Source organism: Tepidiforma sp. (assembly GCF_034433535.1).
In the GTDB taxonomy this organism is placed as follows: domain Bacteria; phylum Chloroflexota; class Dehalococcoidia; order Tepidiformales; family Tepidiformaceae; genus Tepidiforma.
Genome location: NZ_DAOUAO010000015.1, coordinates 1 through 14,709 on the forward strand (window position 1 = coordinate 1; position 14,709 = coordinate 14,709).

A 14,709-nucleotide genomic window follows, 5' to 3' on the forward strand; every position below is an offset into this window, starting at 1 on the left:
GAACTCGAGGCGGTGCAGCTGGGGCGGGAGCTGAAGGAGCTTGCCCTTTGGTACGGCGAAGCAGCCCGGCCCGGGCACCGCCGGGCCGTGCTGCTGCCCGAGGGCGCGACGCTGGAGGCCGGGGAGGCCGGCCCGGAGGTCGCCATCGAGCGGGCGGCGGTGGTGCTCGACCCCGCCCGGCGCACGGCAGGCGGCCGCATCTTCGACCCCGCGGACTGCGCACCCCCGTGGGACACCTGCCTTGCGCTGGCGCGCCGGGCGCGGGCGGCGGTGATCAAGGCCGCGCCAGGGCTCGACCATGCGCTCGCCGGCAGCGATGTCGAACTCGAGGCGGTGCAGCTGGGGCGGGAGCTGAAGGAGCTCACCCTCTGGTACGGCGAAGGGGCCCGGCCGGGGCACCGGCGGGCCGTGCTGCTGCCCGAGGGCGCGACGCTGGAGGCCGGCGAGGCCGTCCCGGGGGTCGGCATCGGCGCGCCAGGGAGGTATCTCTTCGACCCCGAATCGTGCGTGACCCGGGCCGGGCTGGTCCGCGAGCTGGCCGCGCGGCTCGGCGCCTGGCAGCTCGATGCGCGGGTGGCCTATCTCTCGAGCGACCGGCCCGCGTTCGACCCGCTGGCGGCGACGTTCGAGGTGCTCGAGGCGATGCCGTTTTCGGCGAACCGGCTGCGCGGCTGGCTGCGGGAGCACCGCTTCCGCCCGGGCGAGATTCGCCGGCGGGCGTTCCCGGTCGAGCCGGAGGAGCTGCGACGCCTGCTCGGGCGGCTGGAGGGCGAGCCGGTCACGCTGCTCTGCACGACGCTCGGCGGGGAGCGGCTGGTCTTCGCCGCGCGGCGGCTGGGCCCTGCGGGCGGGGAGAGGGGATAATGCGCGGCATGCCCGCACTGCTCGTTTCCCCGAAGATCGCCTCCGAGTACGCCGACGCTATTGCCGCGGCCTGGCCCGGCATCGAGCTCGTGGTCCTGCCGGAGGACCCGGCGGAGCGGCTCCCCCCGGAGGCCCTGGAGCGCATCGACTTCGCCTACTTTTCCGGCGACATCTACTCGGTCTACTCGCGCTCGTTCTTCGCCGCCGCCCAGGGCGCACCGAACCTCCGCTGGCTGCATACGTTCAACGCGGGGGTGGATAACCCCGTCTTCCAGCGGTTCCTCGACCGGGGCGTGCGGCTCTCGACCTCGTCGGGGTCGACGGCACAGCCGATCGCGCAGTCGGTCATCGGGGGGATGCTGCTGCTGGCGCGGCCGTTCCTGCACTGGCTGGATGCCCAGCGGCGCCGGGCGTGGGAGCCCGTGGGCGGCGAGGCGACCCCGCCGGACCTCGCCGGGCAGCGGATGACCGTGGTGGGGCTCGGCGCGATCGGCTCCGAGGTGGCGCGGCTGGCGCGGGCCTTCGGGCTGGAGGTCGTGGGCGTACGCCGCAGCCCGCGCCGCGAAGGAGACCCGGTCGATGTGGTCGTGCCCCCTTCGCAACTGGCTGACCTGGCAGCGAGGACCGACTGGCTCGTCCTGGCGTGCCCGCTGACGCCGGAGACGCGGGGGCTCATCAGCCGTGACGTGCTGCGGGCGCTCAAGCCGGGGGCGTTCGTGCTGAACGTGGCCCGGGGCGAGGTGGCGGATGAGGCGGCGCTCATCGAGGCGCTGCGCGATGGGCACCTGGGCGGTGCCTACCTGGACGTGTTCGCGACGGAGCCGCTGCCGCCGGAGTCGCCGCTCTGGGATTTGCCGAATGTGATTATTTCGCCCCACAACTCGGCGGCCGCGCAGGGGAACGAACGCCGGGCCACCGAAGGCTACTTCCTGCCGAACCTGCGGCGGATGGCGCGGGGCGAGCCACTGGTCAATGCGGTCTCCGTCGCGGGGGCGGGAAATGCTGAGGGGCGTAGACAATAACCAGGAGGTTCTGCTACCGTTCGATTTGCCTAAGCGAATATGCGTCTTGGCTGACCCTCGACGAAGGTTGCCCCATGGCCTCCGTGACCCCGTTCGATGACTACTACGACCTGGTCGAAGCCGCTCGCGAGCTGGCGATTCACCCGCAGAGCCTGCGCCGGCTGATCAAGCAGAACAAGATCCCGGCCACGATGTTCGCGGGGAAGTACCTGATCGCGCGGGACAAGCTTGAGATGTTCAAGAGCAACTACGACCCGCGCCCCGGGCGGAAGCCGATTCGGCGCCTGCTCTGAGCCCCGGCGCAGGTCCCGTTTCTCTTCGAACCACCCGAAAACCCACACGAAAGCGCCCCGGCGGGGCGCTTTGCATCGTGCGGCGAGGGGGGCCGCGGGAGGGTGGGGAACGTGGCCTAGGTGAAGATGCGCCCCTGGCTGGTGAGGACCACGAGGGTGACGAGCACAGCAGCCTCGACCAGAAGGATGGTGCCGCTGACGGCCGCCCAGATGGCCTGCGTACGCCCGCGCGTGGCGAAGACGGGGATGGTGATGATGAGCGCGGAGGCGAGGAAGATGATGAGGTTGATGACGCCGAGGCTCATGGCGCTGATCAGGAAGGGAACGTACGCAGGCATCACGTCTCCAGGGAGGACGGGCCGCTGACGGGGCCCTGAGTCGATAGTTCGAGAGGGAATCATAGCGGCCGGGCCGTAACGGGCCACTCGCCAGGTGCTACGGTGTCGACGTTGGCGAGCCGTTCGCGGGCGCGGTCGCGCTCCCGGAGTCGGGTAAGGGCGACGCGGCGGGCGCGGTCGGCGATGGCGCCATCGGCGAGGGGCTGGGGGTTAGGGTAGGGGGCTCGGGCGTGGGCGTGGCCGTCGGCTCGGGCGGCAGGTCGTCGTCCTCAATGGGGCCGGCCGACGGGGGCGGCGGGACATACGTCGGGAGCGGCGGGAGGTCGGCGGCCGAGGCGGTAATGCTGAACTCGCCGGTCTGCGAGATGACCTCGATGAACGTCGGGCCGCGCTCGAAGGCGATTTCGTTGCCAGCGCGGTCATAGAAGCGGGTGTGGGCCTTGCGGTCGGCCTTACGCCAGGTGCCCTCGATAGCGCGGCCGCCGGTGAAGACGGTCGCCGGGCCTTCGCCGAACTGGTCGAGCAGCACGTGGCCGGAATCGTCGACGACGCGGGCTTCGGTCCGCATGACGATGACGGTTGTTGCGAAGAGCTGGTTGCCGCTGGCGGCATCGGTGAAGGGGCCGCCGAACTGGTAGCGGCCGTAGGCGCGGCGTTCGGGGTCCCACTTCCACTGGATGAGCTGCCAGGCGTTGCGGCGGCCGGAGAAGTCGACCTCGATGCCCTCGGCGGGGGCGCCGGAGGCTGGCGGGTCGGAGGGGTTGCGGAACTTCCAGGATTCGACAGCCGGGGGGCCGGACAGCCCGAGCGCCACCGCGGCCTGCCGCAGGGCGCCGGTGGAGGTGGCGAGGTTATAGGGCGCGTAACGGCTCGTGTCGCGGTAGTAGGCGGCGTTCGAACCGGGGCTGAAGGCGTTCAGGTCCTTGATGCCCCATTCGATGATCTGCCCGGCGGCGTTGGCCTCGTTGGTGGTGGTGGCGCTGCCGGCGTGGGCGTAAAGGGCACCGAGTTCATCGACCCAGATGACGAACGGGGTCCGCGCCGAGCGGACCGGCATGATGAGGTCGGCCTCGTGGCGCCAGTAGACGGCCATGAGCCGGGTAATGCCGCCTTCGACCAGGGCTTCGTAGATGAGGTCGGCGCGGTCGAGGCCGGCGTGGGGGTAGGAGTTTGGGGTGTTGTCGATCATGACGGCGATGGGAAGGAGGTCCTTGCGGGCCTGCCACTCGGCCTCCGTCATGGGGACGCCATCGAGGATGCCGGCGAAGCGGACGGTGTCGGGCGTGGGTGAGGCGGTGGCCGTCGCGGTCGGCGTCGTGCGGGTTGCCGTTGCGGTGGGCGTTTCGCCCGCAGGCTCGGAGGCCGGGCTGCTGCGGGTCGCGAAGATGAGTGCAACAGCGACGGCAGCGATGACGGCGACGGCCGCCGCGGCGATGATGCCGAGCCCCCGGCGGCCGGACAGGACATTCCCGAACCCCCCCATGACCGGATGCTACCAAGGGACCGGCTGCATTCAACCGGGGCCAGCGGGACTTGCTGCATTCATGGCCGGGCGGGCAGAGTGTGGCGCATGAAGCGAATCGGGATCCTTACCAGCGGGGGCGATGCGCCCGGCATGAATGCAGCGATCCGGGCGGCCGTGCGCACCGCGACGCGCAAGGGCATCGCGGTGGTGGGCTACCTCGATGGCTATTCCGGGCTCGTGCGCGGGGCGTTCGTCGAGCTCGATGACCGGTCGGTGGGCAACATCATCCAGCGCGGCGGCACCATCATCGGCACCTCGCGCTGCCCGGAGTTCCTCGACCCCGAGGTACGGGCGCGGGCGGCGAACCAGATGAGAGCAGACGGGGTCGAGGCGCTGATCGTGATCGGCGGGGATGGCAGCTTCCGGGGGGCGCTGGCGCTCCAGGACGAGTGCGGGGTGGCGGTGGCCGGGCTGCCCGGCACCATCGACAACGACGTCTGGGGCACGGAGGAGACGATCGGCTTCGACACGGCGGTGAACACGGCGCTGCTGGCGATCGACCAGCTGCGCGACACCGGCGAATCGACGGGGATGATGTTCTTCGTGGAGGTGATGGGGCGGACGAGCGGGGCGATCGCGCTGCACACGGCGGTGGCGGGCGGGGCGGCGGGGGTGGTGGTCCCCGAGGCACAGGAGGAGATCGGGCAGGTCATCGACCGCATCCGGGAAACGATGGCGAAGGGCAAGCGCAGCCACATCATTGTGGTGGCGGAGGGCGATGAAGCGGGCGGGGCGTTCGGCGTGGCGCCGGTGGTGGGCAAGGCGCTCGACCGGCCGTACCGGGTGGTGGTGCTGGGACACACGCAGCGCGGCGGGCGCCCGACGATGCGCGACCGGCTGGTCGCCTCGGAGGGCGGCGCGCTGGCGGTGGATGGCCTCGCGGCCGGGCGCAGCGGCTTCATGATCGGGCGCCAGGGCGGCCGCTCGGTGGAGGTGCCGCTGCGGGAGGTGGTGGCGAACGTCCACCCGCCGGTGAACGCCGACCTCCTGCGGCTGGCGCAGCAGCTTTCGGGATGACGGATCGGCCGCGGCGGCGCGTACCATGGAACGAACCCTTGCGTGAGGTTGCGTGAGATGGCGATGCCCGCGGCCGGCGAGCCGGCACCCCCTTTTACCCTGCCCGACCAGGACGGCAAGCCCGTTTCGCTGAGCGACTTCGCCGGTAGGTGGGTGGTGCTGTACTTCTACCCGAAGGACGACACCCCGGGCTGCACCAAGGAGGCCTGCAACTTCCGGGATAACCACGCCGCCATCGAAGCGCGCGGCGCGGTGGTGCTGGGCGTGAGCGGCGATTCGAGCGCCTCCCACCGGAAGTTCGCCGACAAGTACAGCCTGCCGTTCCGGCTGCTCGCCGACGAAGGCAATGCGGTGGCGAAGCAGTACGGCGCCTGGGGCACCAAAAACATGTACGGCAAGCAGTACGAGGGCATCATCCGCTCGACGGCGGTGATCGACCCGCAGGGCCGCATCGCGAAGACGTGGCCGAAGGTGAAGGCGGAAACGCACGGGGCGGAGGTGCTCGCCTGGCTGGAGGCCAACGCGAAGTAAGCCGCTCCGTCGCCAGAAGGGGAGGCCCGCCGTAGCATGCTCCGCATCTTCACGGAGGCACGGCGATGACGCTCCTCTACGGTGAACGCCTCAGCTGTGGGCGGCTGGCAGTCGATGAGCCCCGCGCGCCCGCGCACGCGCTGCCCGGCGACCGGCCGGTGTGGCCGCGCGACCGGGTGGTCGATATCGAGCACGTCAAGATCGAGGTGCGGCTGGAGCCGGCCGATCGGCGGGTGCGCGGCTCGGTCACGCATACCGTCCGGCTGCTGAATGACGGCACCCGCTACGTGCCGTTCGACGCGGTCGAGATGGCGATCTCGGGGGTGCAGGTCGCGAAGCAGGCGGCCCCGTTCGAGTACGACGGCGCTCGGCTGGTGGTCGATATCGGGGAGGGGCGGAAGCGCGGGCAGGAGCTGGCGATCGCCATCAGCTACGAGGCGCAGCCGCGCATCGGGATGTACTTCATCGCGCCGGACGCGGGCTACCCGGATAAGCCGGTGCAGGTTTGGACCCAGTGCCAGGACGAGGACACGCGCTACTGGCTGCCCTGCTTCGACCACCCGAGCGACAAGTTCACGTCGGACGTGGCGGTCACGGTGCCGGGGAACTGGTTCGCGCTCTCGAACGGACGGCTGCTGCAGGAGAAGGCGAATCGCGACGGCACGCGGACGTTCCACTGGCACCAGGATCGGCCGCACCCGGCCTACCTGCTGACCATCGCTGCGGGCGAGTTCGTGCGGGTCGAGGGCAGGGCTGAGCGGTTCCCCGTGGACTATTATGTCGAACCGAAAGATGAGGAGGCCGCCCGGCGGACGTTCGCGAACACGCCGGCGATGATCGACCTGTTCGAACGGCTGCTGGGAACGCCCTACCCGTGGGCGAAGTACAGCCAGGTGGTGGTGCGGGACTTCGTCTTCGGGGGGATGGAGAACACCAGCGCCACGACGATGACCGAGAACATCCTGCTCGATGCGAAGGCGGCGCGGGACTTCGACAGCGACGGGCTGATCTCCCACGAGCTGGCACACCAGTGGTTCGGCGACCTCCTCACCTGCCGCGACTGGTCGCACGGGTGGCTGAACGAGGGCTTCGCGACCTACCTGGAGCTGCTCTGGGATGAGCACCACCGGGGCATCGACTGGTATCGCCAGGGGGTCGCCGAGAACACCCAGCTCTACCTCGAGGAGCGCTACCGCCGGCCGATTGTGACCAACGTCTTCCGTGACCCGATCGATATCTTCGACCGGCACCTGTACGAAAAGGGGTCGCTGGTGCTGCACATGCTGCGGGGCGTGCTGGGCGATGCGGCGTTCTTGCGCTCCATCCAGCGGTACGTGCGGGAGCACGCCGAGCAGAACGTGATCACGCAGGACCTGGTCGATGCGATCGCGGCGGAGACCGGGCGCAACCTCGAGTGGTTCTTCGACCAGTGGGTCTACCGGCCGGGGCACCCCAAGCTGAAGGTCTCCTGGAGCTGGGACGACGATGCGAAGCTGGCGACGGTCACGGTAAAGCAGACGCAGGACCGCTCGGACGGGACCGCGCTGTTCCGGCTGCCGGTGACTATCGACTTCCGCAAGGGCCGCGGGCGGCCGCAGTCGTTCCGGGTGGAGATCAGCGAGGCTGAGCACACGTTCGCGTTTCCGTTGGCTGCCAAACCCGACCTCTGCCGCTTCGACCCGGGCGGATGGGTGCTTAAGGAACTGGAGTGGGACAAGTCGGTCGGGGAGCTGCGGCTGCAGCTGCGGGACGACGACGATGTGCTCGGGCGGGAGTGGGCCGCGGCCCAGCTGGGCAAAAAAGGCGGCGCCGAGGCAACGGCGGCGCTGGAGGCGGCGGTCCTCGGCGATCGCTTCTGGGGCGTGCAGGCGGCGGCCGCGAAGGCGCTCGGGGAGATTCGGACCACCGCCGCGCGGGATGCGCTGCTGCGCTGCCTGAAGGTGCGCCAGCCGCGTGCCCGCCGGGCGGTGGTGGCGGCGCTCGGCCAGTTCCGCGGCGACGAGGCGGTGCTGGAGGCGCTCACGCCGTTTGCCCGGCGCGATAGCTCCTGGTTCGTCGAGGCGGAGACGTGCCGGAGTATCGGGAAGCTCCGCCTGCCCGGCTCGTTCGCGGTCCTCGCGCAGCAGTTCGACCGCCCGTCCTTCCGGCAGGTGGTCCGCGTGGGCTGCATCGATGGGCTAGTCGAACTCCGGGACGAGCGGGGCTTCGAGCTGTTGCGGCGGGCCGCTGCGTACGGCCAGCCGTTCCAGGCGCGGCCGCCAGCGGTCGGGGCGATGGCGCGGCTGGGCGCGTTCTTCCCGGAGCGGAAGAAGCCCCTGGCCGAGGAGATCGCCGGATTCCTCGAGGACCCGGATTTCCGCGTGCGGGTCGCGGCGGCGAACGCGCTGAAATCGCTCCGCGAGGCGTCGCAGGCGGCGGCGCTGGAGCGGATGGCTGCGCGGGAGCTCGACGGGCGGGGCGTGCGCGCCGCCCGGGAGGCTGCCCTCGCGCTGCGCAAGGGTTCGGCGACGGACGATGAGCTGAAGAAGCTCCGCGAGGAGTTCGAGAAGCTGCGGGACGAGAACAGCCGCCTGCGCGACCGGCTGGAGCGGCTCGAGGCGCGGGCGTAAGGGGCTCAGGAACGCGGCGGCGGCACCAGCCGCAGGACCACCGCGCCGAGCTGGATACGCTCGCCGCCGCGCAGGATGAGACCTGAGGCCGTCACGGGCCTGCCTTCGACCCGGGTGCCGTTGGTGCTGCCAAGGTCAATGAGGTGCCAGCCGCGGGCGGTGCGCTCGAGGCGGGCATGGCGGGCCGAGACCGATGGGTCGGGCAGCACGATCGCAGCCCCGCCATCACGCCCGAGCTCCATCACGGCCCCGAGGCGAAAGGCGGTGCCCCGCGGGAGCCCGGAATCCCCCGGGGCCTCGACGACGAGCCGCCACGGCTGAGCGGCATCGCGGCGCGGTGCGGCGGCGGTCCGCGGTGCGAATCCCGAGCGGAGCGACCAGGCGATGGCCGCGGACGTGCCGAAGATGACGGCGAAGATGGCGAGCCGCAGCAGGAGCAGCTCGACCGAGTCGCTCACCGCAGCTCCTCCAGGGTGACCGGCACCGCCGCCAGCTGGAAGGTGTCGCCCGGTTCGATCGGGGCGCACTGGACCCGTTCGCCGCGGAGGAAGGTGCCGTTGCGGCTGCCGAGGTCGCACAGTTCGAGGCCGCCGTCGGGGCGGTGGCGGATCTCGGCGTGGCGGCGCGACACCGAGAGGTCCGGGATGACGGCATCGCACCCCTGCCCGCGCCCGAGCACGAACGGGGTGTAGGCGAGCGGGACGAGCCCGACCCCATCGATGCGCAGCGCGAGCCCATCGAGGCGCCGCAGGTGGACGGTCTTCCGAGTGTGCGAGGGCAGGACGGGCGCAGCCGGGTCGACAAAGGCGGCGTCGACGGCGAACGCGCCGGGATCGAGCCGGCTGGCGGGCTGGATGGTGACCAGCCACGGGCCGAACGGGCGCAGCGAGGCGGCTGCAGCGGCGCGGTTCAGCCCCTCGGTGACCGCCGCGCGAAGGTCGTCGAGGATGGGCGCTAGCTCGCCCGCGTCCTCCGGGCTGACGGTGATGGCGACGCGGTTCGGGGCCTCCCCGGCGCGGGCAGCGCCGACAACGGCATCGACGGCGGCGGTGACGAGGGCCGCGGGGTCGATACCCGGGCTCAGCCCGAGGTGGAGCACGCGGGAGACCAGCCGCTCGAGCGGGGAGGTGCTCATCGGCGGACCACCGCCTCGATGACGGCACCGGCGATGGGCGCGGCCACCGCGCCCCCCTGGCCGCCAGCTTCGACGACGACCGCCACCGCGACCTGCGGGTCTTCGAGCGGCGCGAAGCCGATGAACCAGGCATGCGACGTGCCGTCCCCCGCCTCGGCGGTACCCGTCTTTCCGGCGACGGCGACGCCGGGGATGGCGAGCCCCGAGGCCTGCCCGGCGGTGACCACCGAGCGCATCATGGCCTGGAGCTGCACTGCCACGCCGGGGTCGATGGCGCGGCGGGATGACGGCTGGCTGAGCACCTCGACCCGCTGCCCGGCGCGCCAGGCGTCGAGGGCGATGCGCGGGGTCGGGACTTCGCCGCCGGAGGCCACCGCCGCGGCGACGAGCGCCATCTGCAGCGGGGTGGCGAGCAGTTCGCCCTGGCCGAAGGCGGTGCTGGCAAGCAGCACGGTGCTGCGTTCGCTCCCGGGGCGGGCCAGCCGGGAGACGGCGGCCTCGAGCGGGAACGGCGGCGCCGCTTCGAACCCGAAGGCGCGCGCTGTCTCTTCGAGCCGGGCCCAGCCGAGCTCGACGCCGAGACGGGCGAAGACCGCGTTCACCGAGTAGGTAAAGGCCGCTGAGAAGGGGTAGGTGCCCACGCCCTGGGGCGTGTTCCGGCAGGAGATCGGGAAGCCATCGATGACGATTTCGCCGGGGCACTCAACGATGGTCTCCGGCGTCACGATGCCGGCTTCGAGCGCGGCGGCGGCCGTCACGGTCTTAAAGGTGGAGCCGGGCGGATAGAGCCCCTGGGTGGCGCGGTTCAGGAGCGGCGCAGCGGGGTCGGAGAGGAGGGCTTCGCCGGTGGAGCCGAGGGCGCCCGGGTCGAAGGTGGGCACGCTGACCATGGCAAGGATATCTCCGGCGCGGGGGTCGATGGCCACCACCGCGCCCCGCCGGCCGCCGAGGGCCGCCGCGGCGGCGCGCTGTGCAGCGGGGTCGATAGTCAGGCGGAGGTCGGCGCCGGCGGGCTTCTCCCGGAGCAGCTCCTGCCGGATGGCATCGAGCCAGCCGCCGGTGCGTTGCCCGGCCAGGACGCTGTCGTAGGCCAGCTCGACCCCCTGCGAGCCGTAGCGCGGGTCGAGGTAGCCGACGATGTGGGCGTAGGAGGCGTCGTGCAGGTAGCGGCGCCCGTCGGCGAGGGATTCGACGACGACGTTCCCGTCGCGGTCGAGAATGCGGCCGCGGTTCGGGTCGTAGAAGCGGGCGAGCAAGCGCGGGTTGCGGTCCTCGTGCGCGAGCCCTGTGGCGGCGATCTGCCACCAGGCGAGTGCGGCGGTGACGGCGAGGAACGCCGCGAGCCCTGCGCCGATCAGCGCCCTGGCGCGGCGTTCGAACGCATCCGGGGTGAGCACGGGTCGATTGTATCGGTCGCTGCCGGGGAGGGCCGCTCACCCGCCCCGGCGCGCTGCAGGTTAGCCGCGAGGCAGCCCGAGGCCGCGGGTCGCGATGATGTTGCGCTGGATTTCGTTGGTGCCCGAGTAGATGGTCGAGGGGACGGACATGAGGTAGGACTCGGGCAGTTCGCCGTGGATGGGCGCGCGCGGCTCCTCGGGGCGCAGCTGGCCGCCCAGGCCGAGCATGTTCACCCCGAAGTTGTAGATGCGCTGGCCGAGTTCGGACTGGTAGATCTTGACCACCGAGGCCTCGTAGTTCGGCACCTGACCTTTGGACTGGATGTGGCCGATGCGGTAGCCGAGGTAACGGCCGACATTGTTGGCCACCACGAGGTCGGCGAGGCGGGTGCGGTAGTTTGCGCGGCGGTCGGCGGGACCCTCGCGCAGGTTCTTGGCGAGCTTCTCGAGCGTGCGCTTCTGGGCGGCGGTGGTGCCGATCCCGGAACGCTCGAAGTCGAGCAGGGTCATGCCCACGTACCAGCCGCGGTTCTCCTCGCCGACGAGGTTCTTCGCGGGGACGCGCACGTCTTCGAAGAAGACCTCGTTGAAGTGGTGGCGGTTGGCCATGTTGATGAGCGGCCGGATGGTGAGACCTGGGGTGTTCTTGATGTCATCGATGAGGAGGAAGCTGATGCCGCGGTGCTTCGGCGCCTCGGGATCGGTGCGGACCAGGCAGAACATCTGGTTGGCGCGGTGGCCGCCGGAGGTCCAGATTTTCTGGCCGTTGATGATGTAGTCGTCGCCGTCGCGGACGGCGCGGGTCTGGAGCGAGGCGAGGTCAGAGCCGGCGCCGGGTTCGGAGTAGCCCTGGCACCAGATGACTTCTGCGTTGGTGATGCGCGGCAGGTGCTCGGCCTTCTGCTCGGGGGTGCCGTGGACGATGAGGGTTGGGCCGATCATGCCGACGTTGAAGACGCGGCCGCCGTCCGGCGCGCCGGCGTAGGAGAGCTCCTCGCTGAAGATCATCTGGTTGATGTGGCTCCAGCCGAGGCCGCCGTACTCCTTCGGCCAGGCGGGGGCGATCCAGCCCTTCTTTGCGAGTTTCTTGTTGAAGGCGATTTGCTCTTCCCAGTTCTCCTGGGAGGTGGGGCGGACGGGGCCGACGCCCCGGTTGGGCAGGGCTTCGGCGAGGAAATCGCGGACTTCCTTGCGGAGGGCTTCGTGTTCGGCGGTGAACTTGAATTCCATGGATGGGACCCCTTTGCGGAGTTGGCGGCGGACGGCGTCGCGCCATCGTTCAGGTTACCGCAAGGTAGGCGGTGGCGCCTGTGGGCGAAGCGCGTAGGATGCGGGGGACGATCCACCCGGGGGCGAGACGTGGACGAGCCGGCAGGCCGCAGGCTGAACGTGTTCTTCGATGTGGACAACACGATCATTACGTGGGATGTGAAGCTGCGGCCGGGGGTGCGAGAGGTGTTCACCGCGCTGCGGGAGGAAGGCCACACGGTCTATCTGTGGAGCGGCATGGGCCCGCGGTGGGAGGTGGTGCGGTGGTTTTCGCTGCACGAGCACGTGGCGGACTGTTTCTGGAAGCCGCTCACCGACCACCACAACCGGCTGCGGGAGCTGGGCATCCCGGTTTGGCCGGACTTCGTAATCGACGACCACCGCGAGGTGGTGGAGGCGTTCGCGGGGGTCCAGGTGCCGGAGCCGCTGCTGCCGCTGGAGCGCGACCGCGAGATGTGGCGGGTGCTGGAGGAGATTCGGCGGTTCGCGCGCGGCGCCTACGGGCGCTGAGGCCGAACGGGGCCGGGCGCGTAGAATGCGTGCACATCCCCCGGTCCGGAGTTGCACGATGGAATACGAGTCGATCCTGTACGAGGTGGAGGAGGGGGTCGCGACGATCACGCTCAACAAGCCTGAGCGGCTGAATGCGTTCGACGACCAGATGCTGGCCGAATGGGCCGACGCCATCCGGCGGGCGGACCAGGACCGGGGCGTGGGGGCGATCATCATCACCGGGGCGGGCCGCGGATTCTGCAGCGGGATGAACGTGGCCGCGGAGGCCGGCGGGCAGGGCGTGCTTCGAACGCAGGCCACCGTGGCGGACCGGCGGCACAGCCTGCGCGATCGGGTCCACCCGATCCCGCGGGCGCTGATCCAGCTGGAGAAGCCGTACATCGCGGCGATCAACGGGGCGGCGGCCGGCGCAGGCATGGATATGGCGACGATGGCGGACATCCGCTTCGCGGCCTCGACGGCGCGGATGGGGATGACGTACGTGCGGATGGGGCTCATCCCCGGCGATGGCGGCGCGTATACGCTGCCGCGCGTGGTGGGGGTGCAGCGGGCGCTGGATCTCATCTGGACGGGGCGCATGATCACCGCGCAGGAGGCGCTCGAGATGGGGTATGTGCTGGCGGTTTACGAGCCGGATGAGCTGCTGCCGCGGGTGAAGGAGTACGCGCGGCAGATTGCGAAGGGGCCGGGGGTGGCAGTGCAGCTTTCGAAGAAGCTGGTCTACCGGTCGATGAACGTTTCGTTCGATGAGCACCTGGACATGGCGCAGATGGCGATGTTCATTGCGCAATCGACGGAGGACGCGCGGGAAGGTCCGCGGGCGTTCGTGGAGAAGCGGGAGCCGCAGTTCAAGGGCTACTGAGCGGCCGGCGGCTAGCGGAGGAAGTTGAGGAGCGACAGGTTGGAGGTCCGCCCGATGGCGCCGAGGGCGGCCTCGAGGGCGTTCTGCGAGGCGGTGAAGCGGACGATCGTCTCGGCGATGTCGATGTCTTCGATGCCGGCCTTGAGCTCCTGCAGGTTGGTATCGGTATCGAGGGAGCGCTCGGTGGCGGCTTCGAAGCGGTTGATGCGGGCTCCGACCTCGGCGCGGGCGCTGAGGATGCGGTCGAGGCCGGCATCGAGGTCGGCGAGGAACGGCCGAACCTGTGCGCCCGGGGCGCCGGCGTTGAGGGCATCGCGGAGCTGGATGAGGCGGTCGAAGAGGTTGCCGAAGACCTGGTCGCCGATGATGTTGACGGGCACCACATCCTGCGCGGAGATGCGGTGGAGGCGCTGGCCGGCATCGCCCTGCCAGGCGACGGCTGCAGGCGGCTGCCCGGCAACCGTGTAGGCCGGGGCGCTGGTTCTGTGGCCGCTGAAAATGTAGACGCCGCCGAAGTTGGTGTTGGCGACCTGGGCGAGCTGTTCGATGAGCTGATTGACCTCGGCGCCGACGCTCTGCCGCTCGGATGCGCCGAGGGTGTCGTTGGCGGCCTGGACGGTGAGCTCGCGGACGCGCTGGATGAGGTCGTTGGCGGAGCTGAGCGCCGCTTCGGTGACGTTGAGGAAGGCGGTGCCGTTTTCGAGGTTGCGGCGCATCTGGGCTTCGAAAGCGATGCTCTTGCGGTGCTGGAGGGCGAGGGCTGCGCCGGAAGGGTCGTCGCTGGCACGGTCGATGCGGCGGTTGGTGGCGAGCTGACGCTGGACGCGGTCCATGCGCTCGGCGGCGCTGGTGAGGTAGGCGACCTGCCGGGAGACGCGGGCCTGTTCGCTGAGGCGCATGGGGTTACCTCGTGACACCGGTGCGGTTGATGAGGGTATCGAGCATGTCGTCGATGACGGTGATGACGCGGGCGGCGGCGTTGTAGGCGTGCTGGGCGGCGTTGAGGTTCGTGACCTCTTCGTCGATGTTCACGCCGTGGGTCGACTGGCGGAGGGTATCGAGGTGGTCGACGAGGAGGGCGCTGGATTCCTGCATGCCGAGGGCGCGGTTGACATCGGCGCCAAGGACGGAGACGAGGTTAGCGTAATAATCGCCGGGGGCGACCTCGACGGTGATGGTGTCGTTGCCCGCGGCGGTGAGGTCGGCCACCTGCTGGGCGGGGCTGTATGGGGCGGTGACCGCGACGTGCAGGGTGGCGATGACGGTCGAGCCGCTGGTGAAGGTGATGGTGCCGCCGGGCGGGTTGATGGGGGCTGAGGGGGTGACGGAGGCGA

General features: G+C 70.6%; 16 protein-coding genes. 8 read left to right on the forward strand and 8 right to left on the reverse strand.

What is annotated here, in order from left to right; genetic code table 11:
• From VAE46_RS00925 to VAE46_RS00935, 3 genes are all read left to right on the forward strand, one after another.
• Positions 1 to 864, forward strand: an 864-nt coding sequence (locus tag VAE46_RS00925) for a THUMP-like domain-containing protein (protein WP_322795025.1), incomplete at its 5' end; no start/stop codon positions are given.
• Between the two features lie 8 nt (positions 865 to 872).
• Positions 873 to 1,886 carry a D-2-hydroxyacid dehydrogenase gene (locus VAE46_RS00930; protein WP_322795026.1) on the forward strand — a complete coding sequence of 338 codons (1,014 nt, stop codon included), beginning with the start codon at positions 873 to 875 and terminating at the stop codon, positions 1,884 to 1,886.
• A gap of 74 nt (positions 1,887 to 1,960) precedes the next feature.
• Complete coding sequence (locus VAE46_RS00935; protein ID WP_270056623.1) at positions 1,961 to 2,179, forward strand: helix-turn-helix domain-containing protein; 219 nt, start codon at positions 1,961 to 1,963, stop codon at positions 2,177 to 2,179.
• Between the two features lie 116 nt (positions 2,180 to 2,295).
• Here VAE46_RS00935 and VAE46_RS00940 read toward each other — a convergent pair whose 3' ends face one another.
• Positions 2,296 to 2,517, reverse strand: coding sequence for a hypothetical protein (locus tag VAE46_RS00940; protein ID WP_322795027.1), 222 nt, complete (start codon positions 2,515 to 2,517; stop codon positions 2,296 to 2,298).
• 97 nt (positions 2,518 to 2,614) lie between these two features.
• Positions 2,615 to 4,000: a DUF3048 domain-containing protein gene (locus tag VAE46_RS00945; protein ID WP_322795028.1), complete on the reverse strand. Its 1,386-nt coding sequence runs from the start codon at positions 3,998 to 4,000 to the stop codon at positions 2,615 to 2,617.
• Between the two features lie 87 nt (positions 4,001 to 4,087).
• Between VAE46_RS00945 and VAE46_RS00950 the strand changes: the two genes are divergently transcribed.
• The 3 genes from VAE46_RS00950 (at position 4,088) to VAE46_RS00960 (ending at position 8,199) form a co-directional block, all read left to right on the forward strand.
• Entirely contained in the window at positions 4,088 to 5,059 is a 972-nt protein-coding gene (locus tag VAE46_RS00950; RefSeq protein ID WP_322795029.1) for an ATP-dependent 6-phosphofructokinase, read from the forward strand.
• Positions 5,060 to 5,116: 57 nt separating this feature from the next.
• A complete protein-coding gene (gene bcp, locus VAE46_RS00955; protein ID WP_322795030.1) occupies positions 5,117 to 5,590 on the forward strand; it encodes a thioredoxin-dependent thiol peroxidase in 474 nt (157 codons plus the stop codon).
• A gap of 65 nt (positions 5,591 to 5,655) precedes the next feature.
• Complete coding sequence (locus tag VAE46_RS00960) at positions 5,656 to 8,199, forward strand: M1 family aminopeptidase (protein ID WP_322795031.1); 2,544 nt, start codon at positions 5,656 to 5,658, stop codon at positions 8,197 to 8,199.
• Positions 8,200 to 8,204: 5 nt separating this feature from the next.
• Here VAE46_RS00960 and VAE46_RS00965 read toward each other — a convergent pair whose 3' ends face one another.
• Genes VAE46_RS00965 through VAE46_RS00980 form a run of 4 tightly spaced genes read right to left on the reverse strand, consistent with a single transcriptional unit; the run spans position 8,205 to position 11,961 of the window.
• Positions 8,205 to 8,657, reverse strand: coding sequence for an FHA domain-containing protein (locus VAE46_RS00965; protein ID WP_322795032.1), 453 nt, complete (start codon positions 8,655 to 8,657; stop codon positions 8,205 to 8,207).
• Positions 8,654 to 9,334 (reverse strand): FhaA domain-containing protein, encoded by a 681-nt coding sequence (locus VAE46_RS00970; RefSeq protein ID WP_322795033.1) that lies wholly within the window; start codon positions 9,332 to 9,334, stop codon positions 8,654 to 8,656. Before VAE46_RS00970 ends, VAE46_RS00965 begins: the two co-directional genes overlap by 4 nt.
• Positions 9,331 to 10,731: a penicillin-binding protein 2 gene (locus VAE46_RS00975; RefSeq protein ID WP_322795034.1), complete on the reverse strand. Its 1,401-nt coding sequence runs from the start codon at positions 10,729 to 10,731 to the stop codon at positions 9,331 to 9,333. Before VAE46_RS00975 ends, VAE46_RS00970 begins: the two co-directional genes overlap by 4 nt.
• A 60-nt stretch (positions 10,732 to 10,791) precedes the next feature.
• Positions 10,792 to 11,961 (reverse strand): acyl-CoA dehydrogenase family protein, encoded by a 1,170-nt coding sequence (locus VAE46_RS00980; RefSeq protein ID WP_322795035.1) that lies wholly within the window; start codon positions 11,959 to 11,961, stop codon positions 10,792 to 10,794.
• 129 nt (positions 11,962 to 12,090) lie between these two features.
• Between VAE46_RS00980 and VAE46_RS00985 the strand changes: the two genes are divergently transcribed.
• On the forward strand, positions 12,091 to 12,510 hold the full coding sequence (locus VAE46_RS00985; protein ID WP_322795036.1) for a hypothetical protein: 420 nt from the start codon (positions 12,091 to 12,093) through the stop codon (positions 12,508 to 12,510).
• Between the two features lie 58 nt (positions 12,511 to 12,568).
• Entirely contained in the window at positions 12,569 to 13,375 is an 807-nt protein-coding gene (locus VAE46_RS00990) for an enoyl-CoA hydratase/isomerase family protein (RefSeq protein WP_322795037.1), read from the forward strand.
• A gap of 11 nt (positions 13,376 to 13,386) precedes the next feature.
• Here the strand turns inward: VAE46_RS00990 and flgL are convergent, their stop codons facing one another.
• On the reverse strand, positions 13,387 to 14,274 hold the full coding sequence (gene flgL, locus VAE46_RS00995; protein WP_322795038.1) for a flagellar hook-associated protein FlgL: 888 nt from the start codon (positions 14,272 to 14,274) through the stop codon (positions 13,387 to 13,389).
• A 4-nt stretch (positions 14,275 to 14,278) separates the two neighbouring features.
• The coding region (locus VAE46_RS01000) for a flagellar basal body rod C-terminal domain-containing protein (RefSeq protein ID WP_322795039.1) at positions 14,279 to 14,709 on the reverse strand (431 nt) is incomplete at its 5' end.

Bases quoted from the DNA above. Each gene is read 5' to 3' on its own strand.
- VAE46_RS00930 (WP_322795026.1), top strand. From the start codon at position 873: ATGCCCGCACTGCTCGTTTCCCCGAAGATCGCCTCCGAGTACGCCGAC.
- VAE46_RS00935 (WP_270056623.1), top strand. From the start codon at position 1,961: ATGGCCTCCGTGACCCCGTTCGATGACTACTACGACCTGGTCGAAGCC.
- VAE46_RS00940 (WP_322795027.1), bottom strand. From the start codon at position 2,517: ATGCCTGCGTACGTTCCCTTCCTGATCAGCGCCATGAGCCTCGGCGTC.
- VAE46_RS00945 (WP_322795028.1), bottom strand. From the start codon at position 4,000: ATGGGGGGGTTCGGGAATGTCCTGTCCGGCCGCCGGGGGCTCGGCATC.
- VAE46_RS00950 (WP_322795029.1), top strand. From the start codon at position 4,088: ATGAAGCGAATCGGGATCCTTACCAGCGGGGGCGATGCGCCCGGCATG.
- bcp (WP_322795030.1), top strand. From the start codon at position 5,117: ATGGCGATGCCCGCGGCCGGCGAGCCGGCACCCCCTTTTACCCTGCCC.
- VAE46_RS00960 (WP_322795031.1), top strand. From the start codon at position 5,656: ATGACGCTCCTCTACGGTGAACGCCTCAGCTGTGGGCGGCTGGCAGTC.
- VAE46_RS00970 (WP_322795033.1), bottom strand. From the start codon at position 9,334: ATGAGCACCTCCCCGCTCGAGCGGCTGGTCTCCCGCGTGCTCCACCTC.
- VAE46_RS00980 (WP_322795035.1), bottom strand. From the start codon at position 11,961: ATGGAATTCAAGTTCACCGCCGAACACGAAGCCCTCCGCAAGGAAGTC.
- VAE46_RS00990 (WP_322795037.1), top strand. From the start codon at position 12,569: ATGGAATACGAGTCGATCCTGTACGAGGTGGAGGAGGGGGTCGCGACG.
- flgL (WP_322795038.1), bottom strand. From the start codon at position 14,274: ATGCGCCTCAGCGAACAGGCCCGCGTCTCCCGGCAGGTCGCCTACCTC.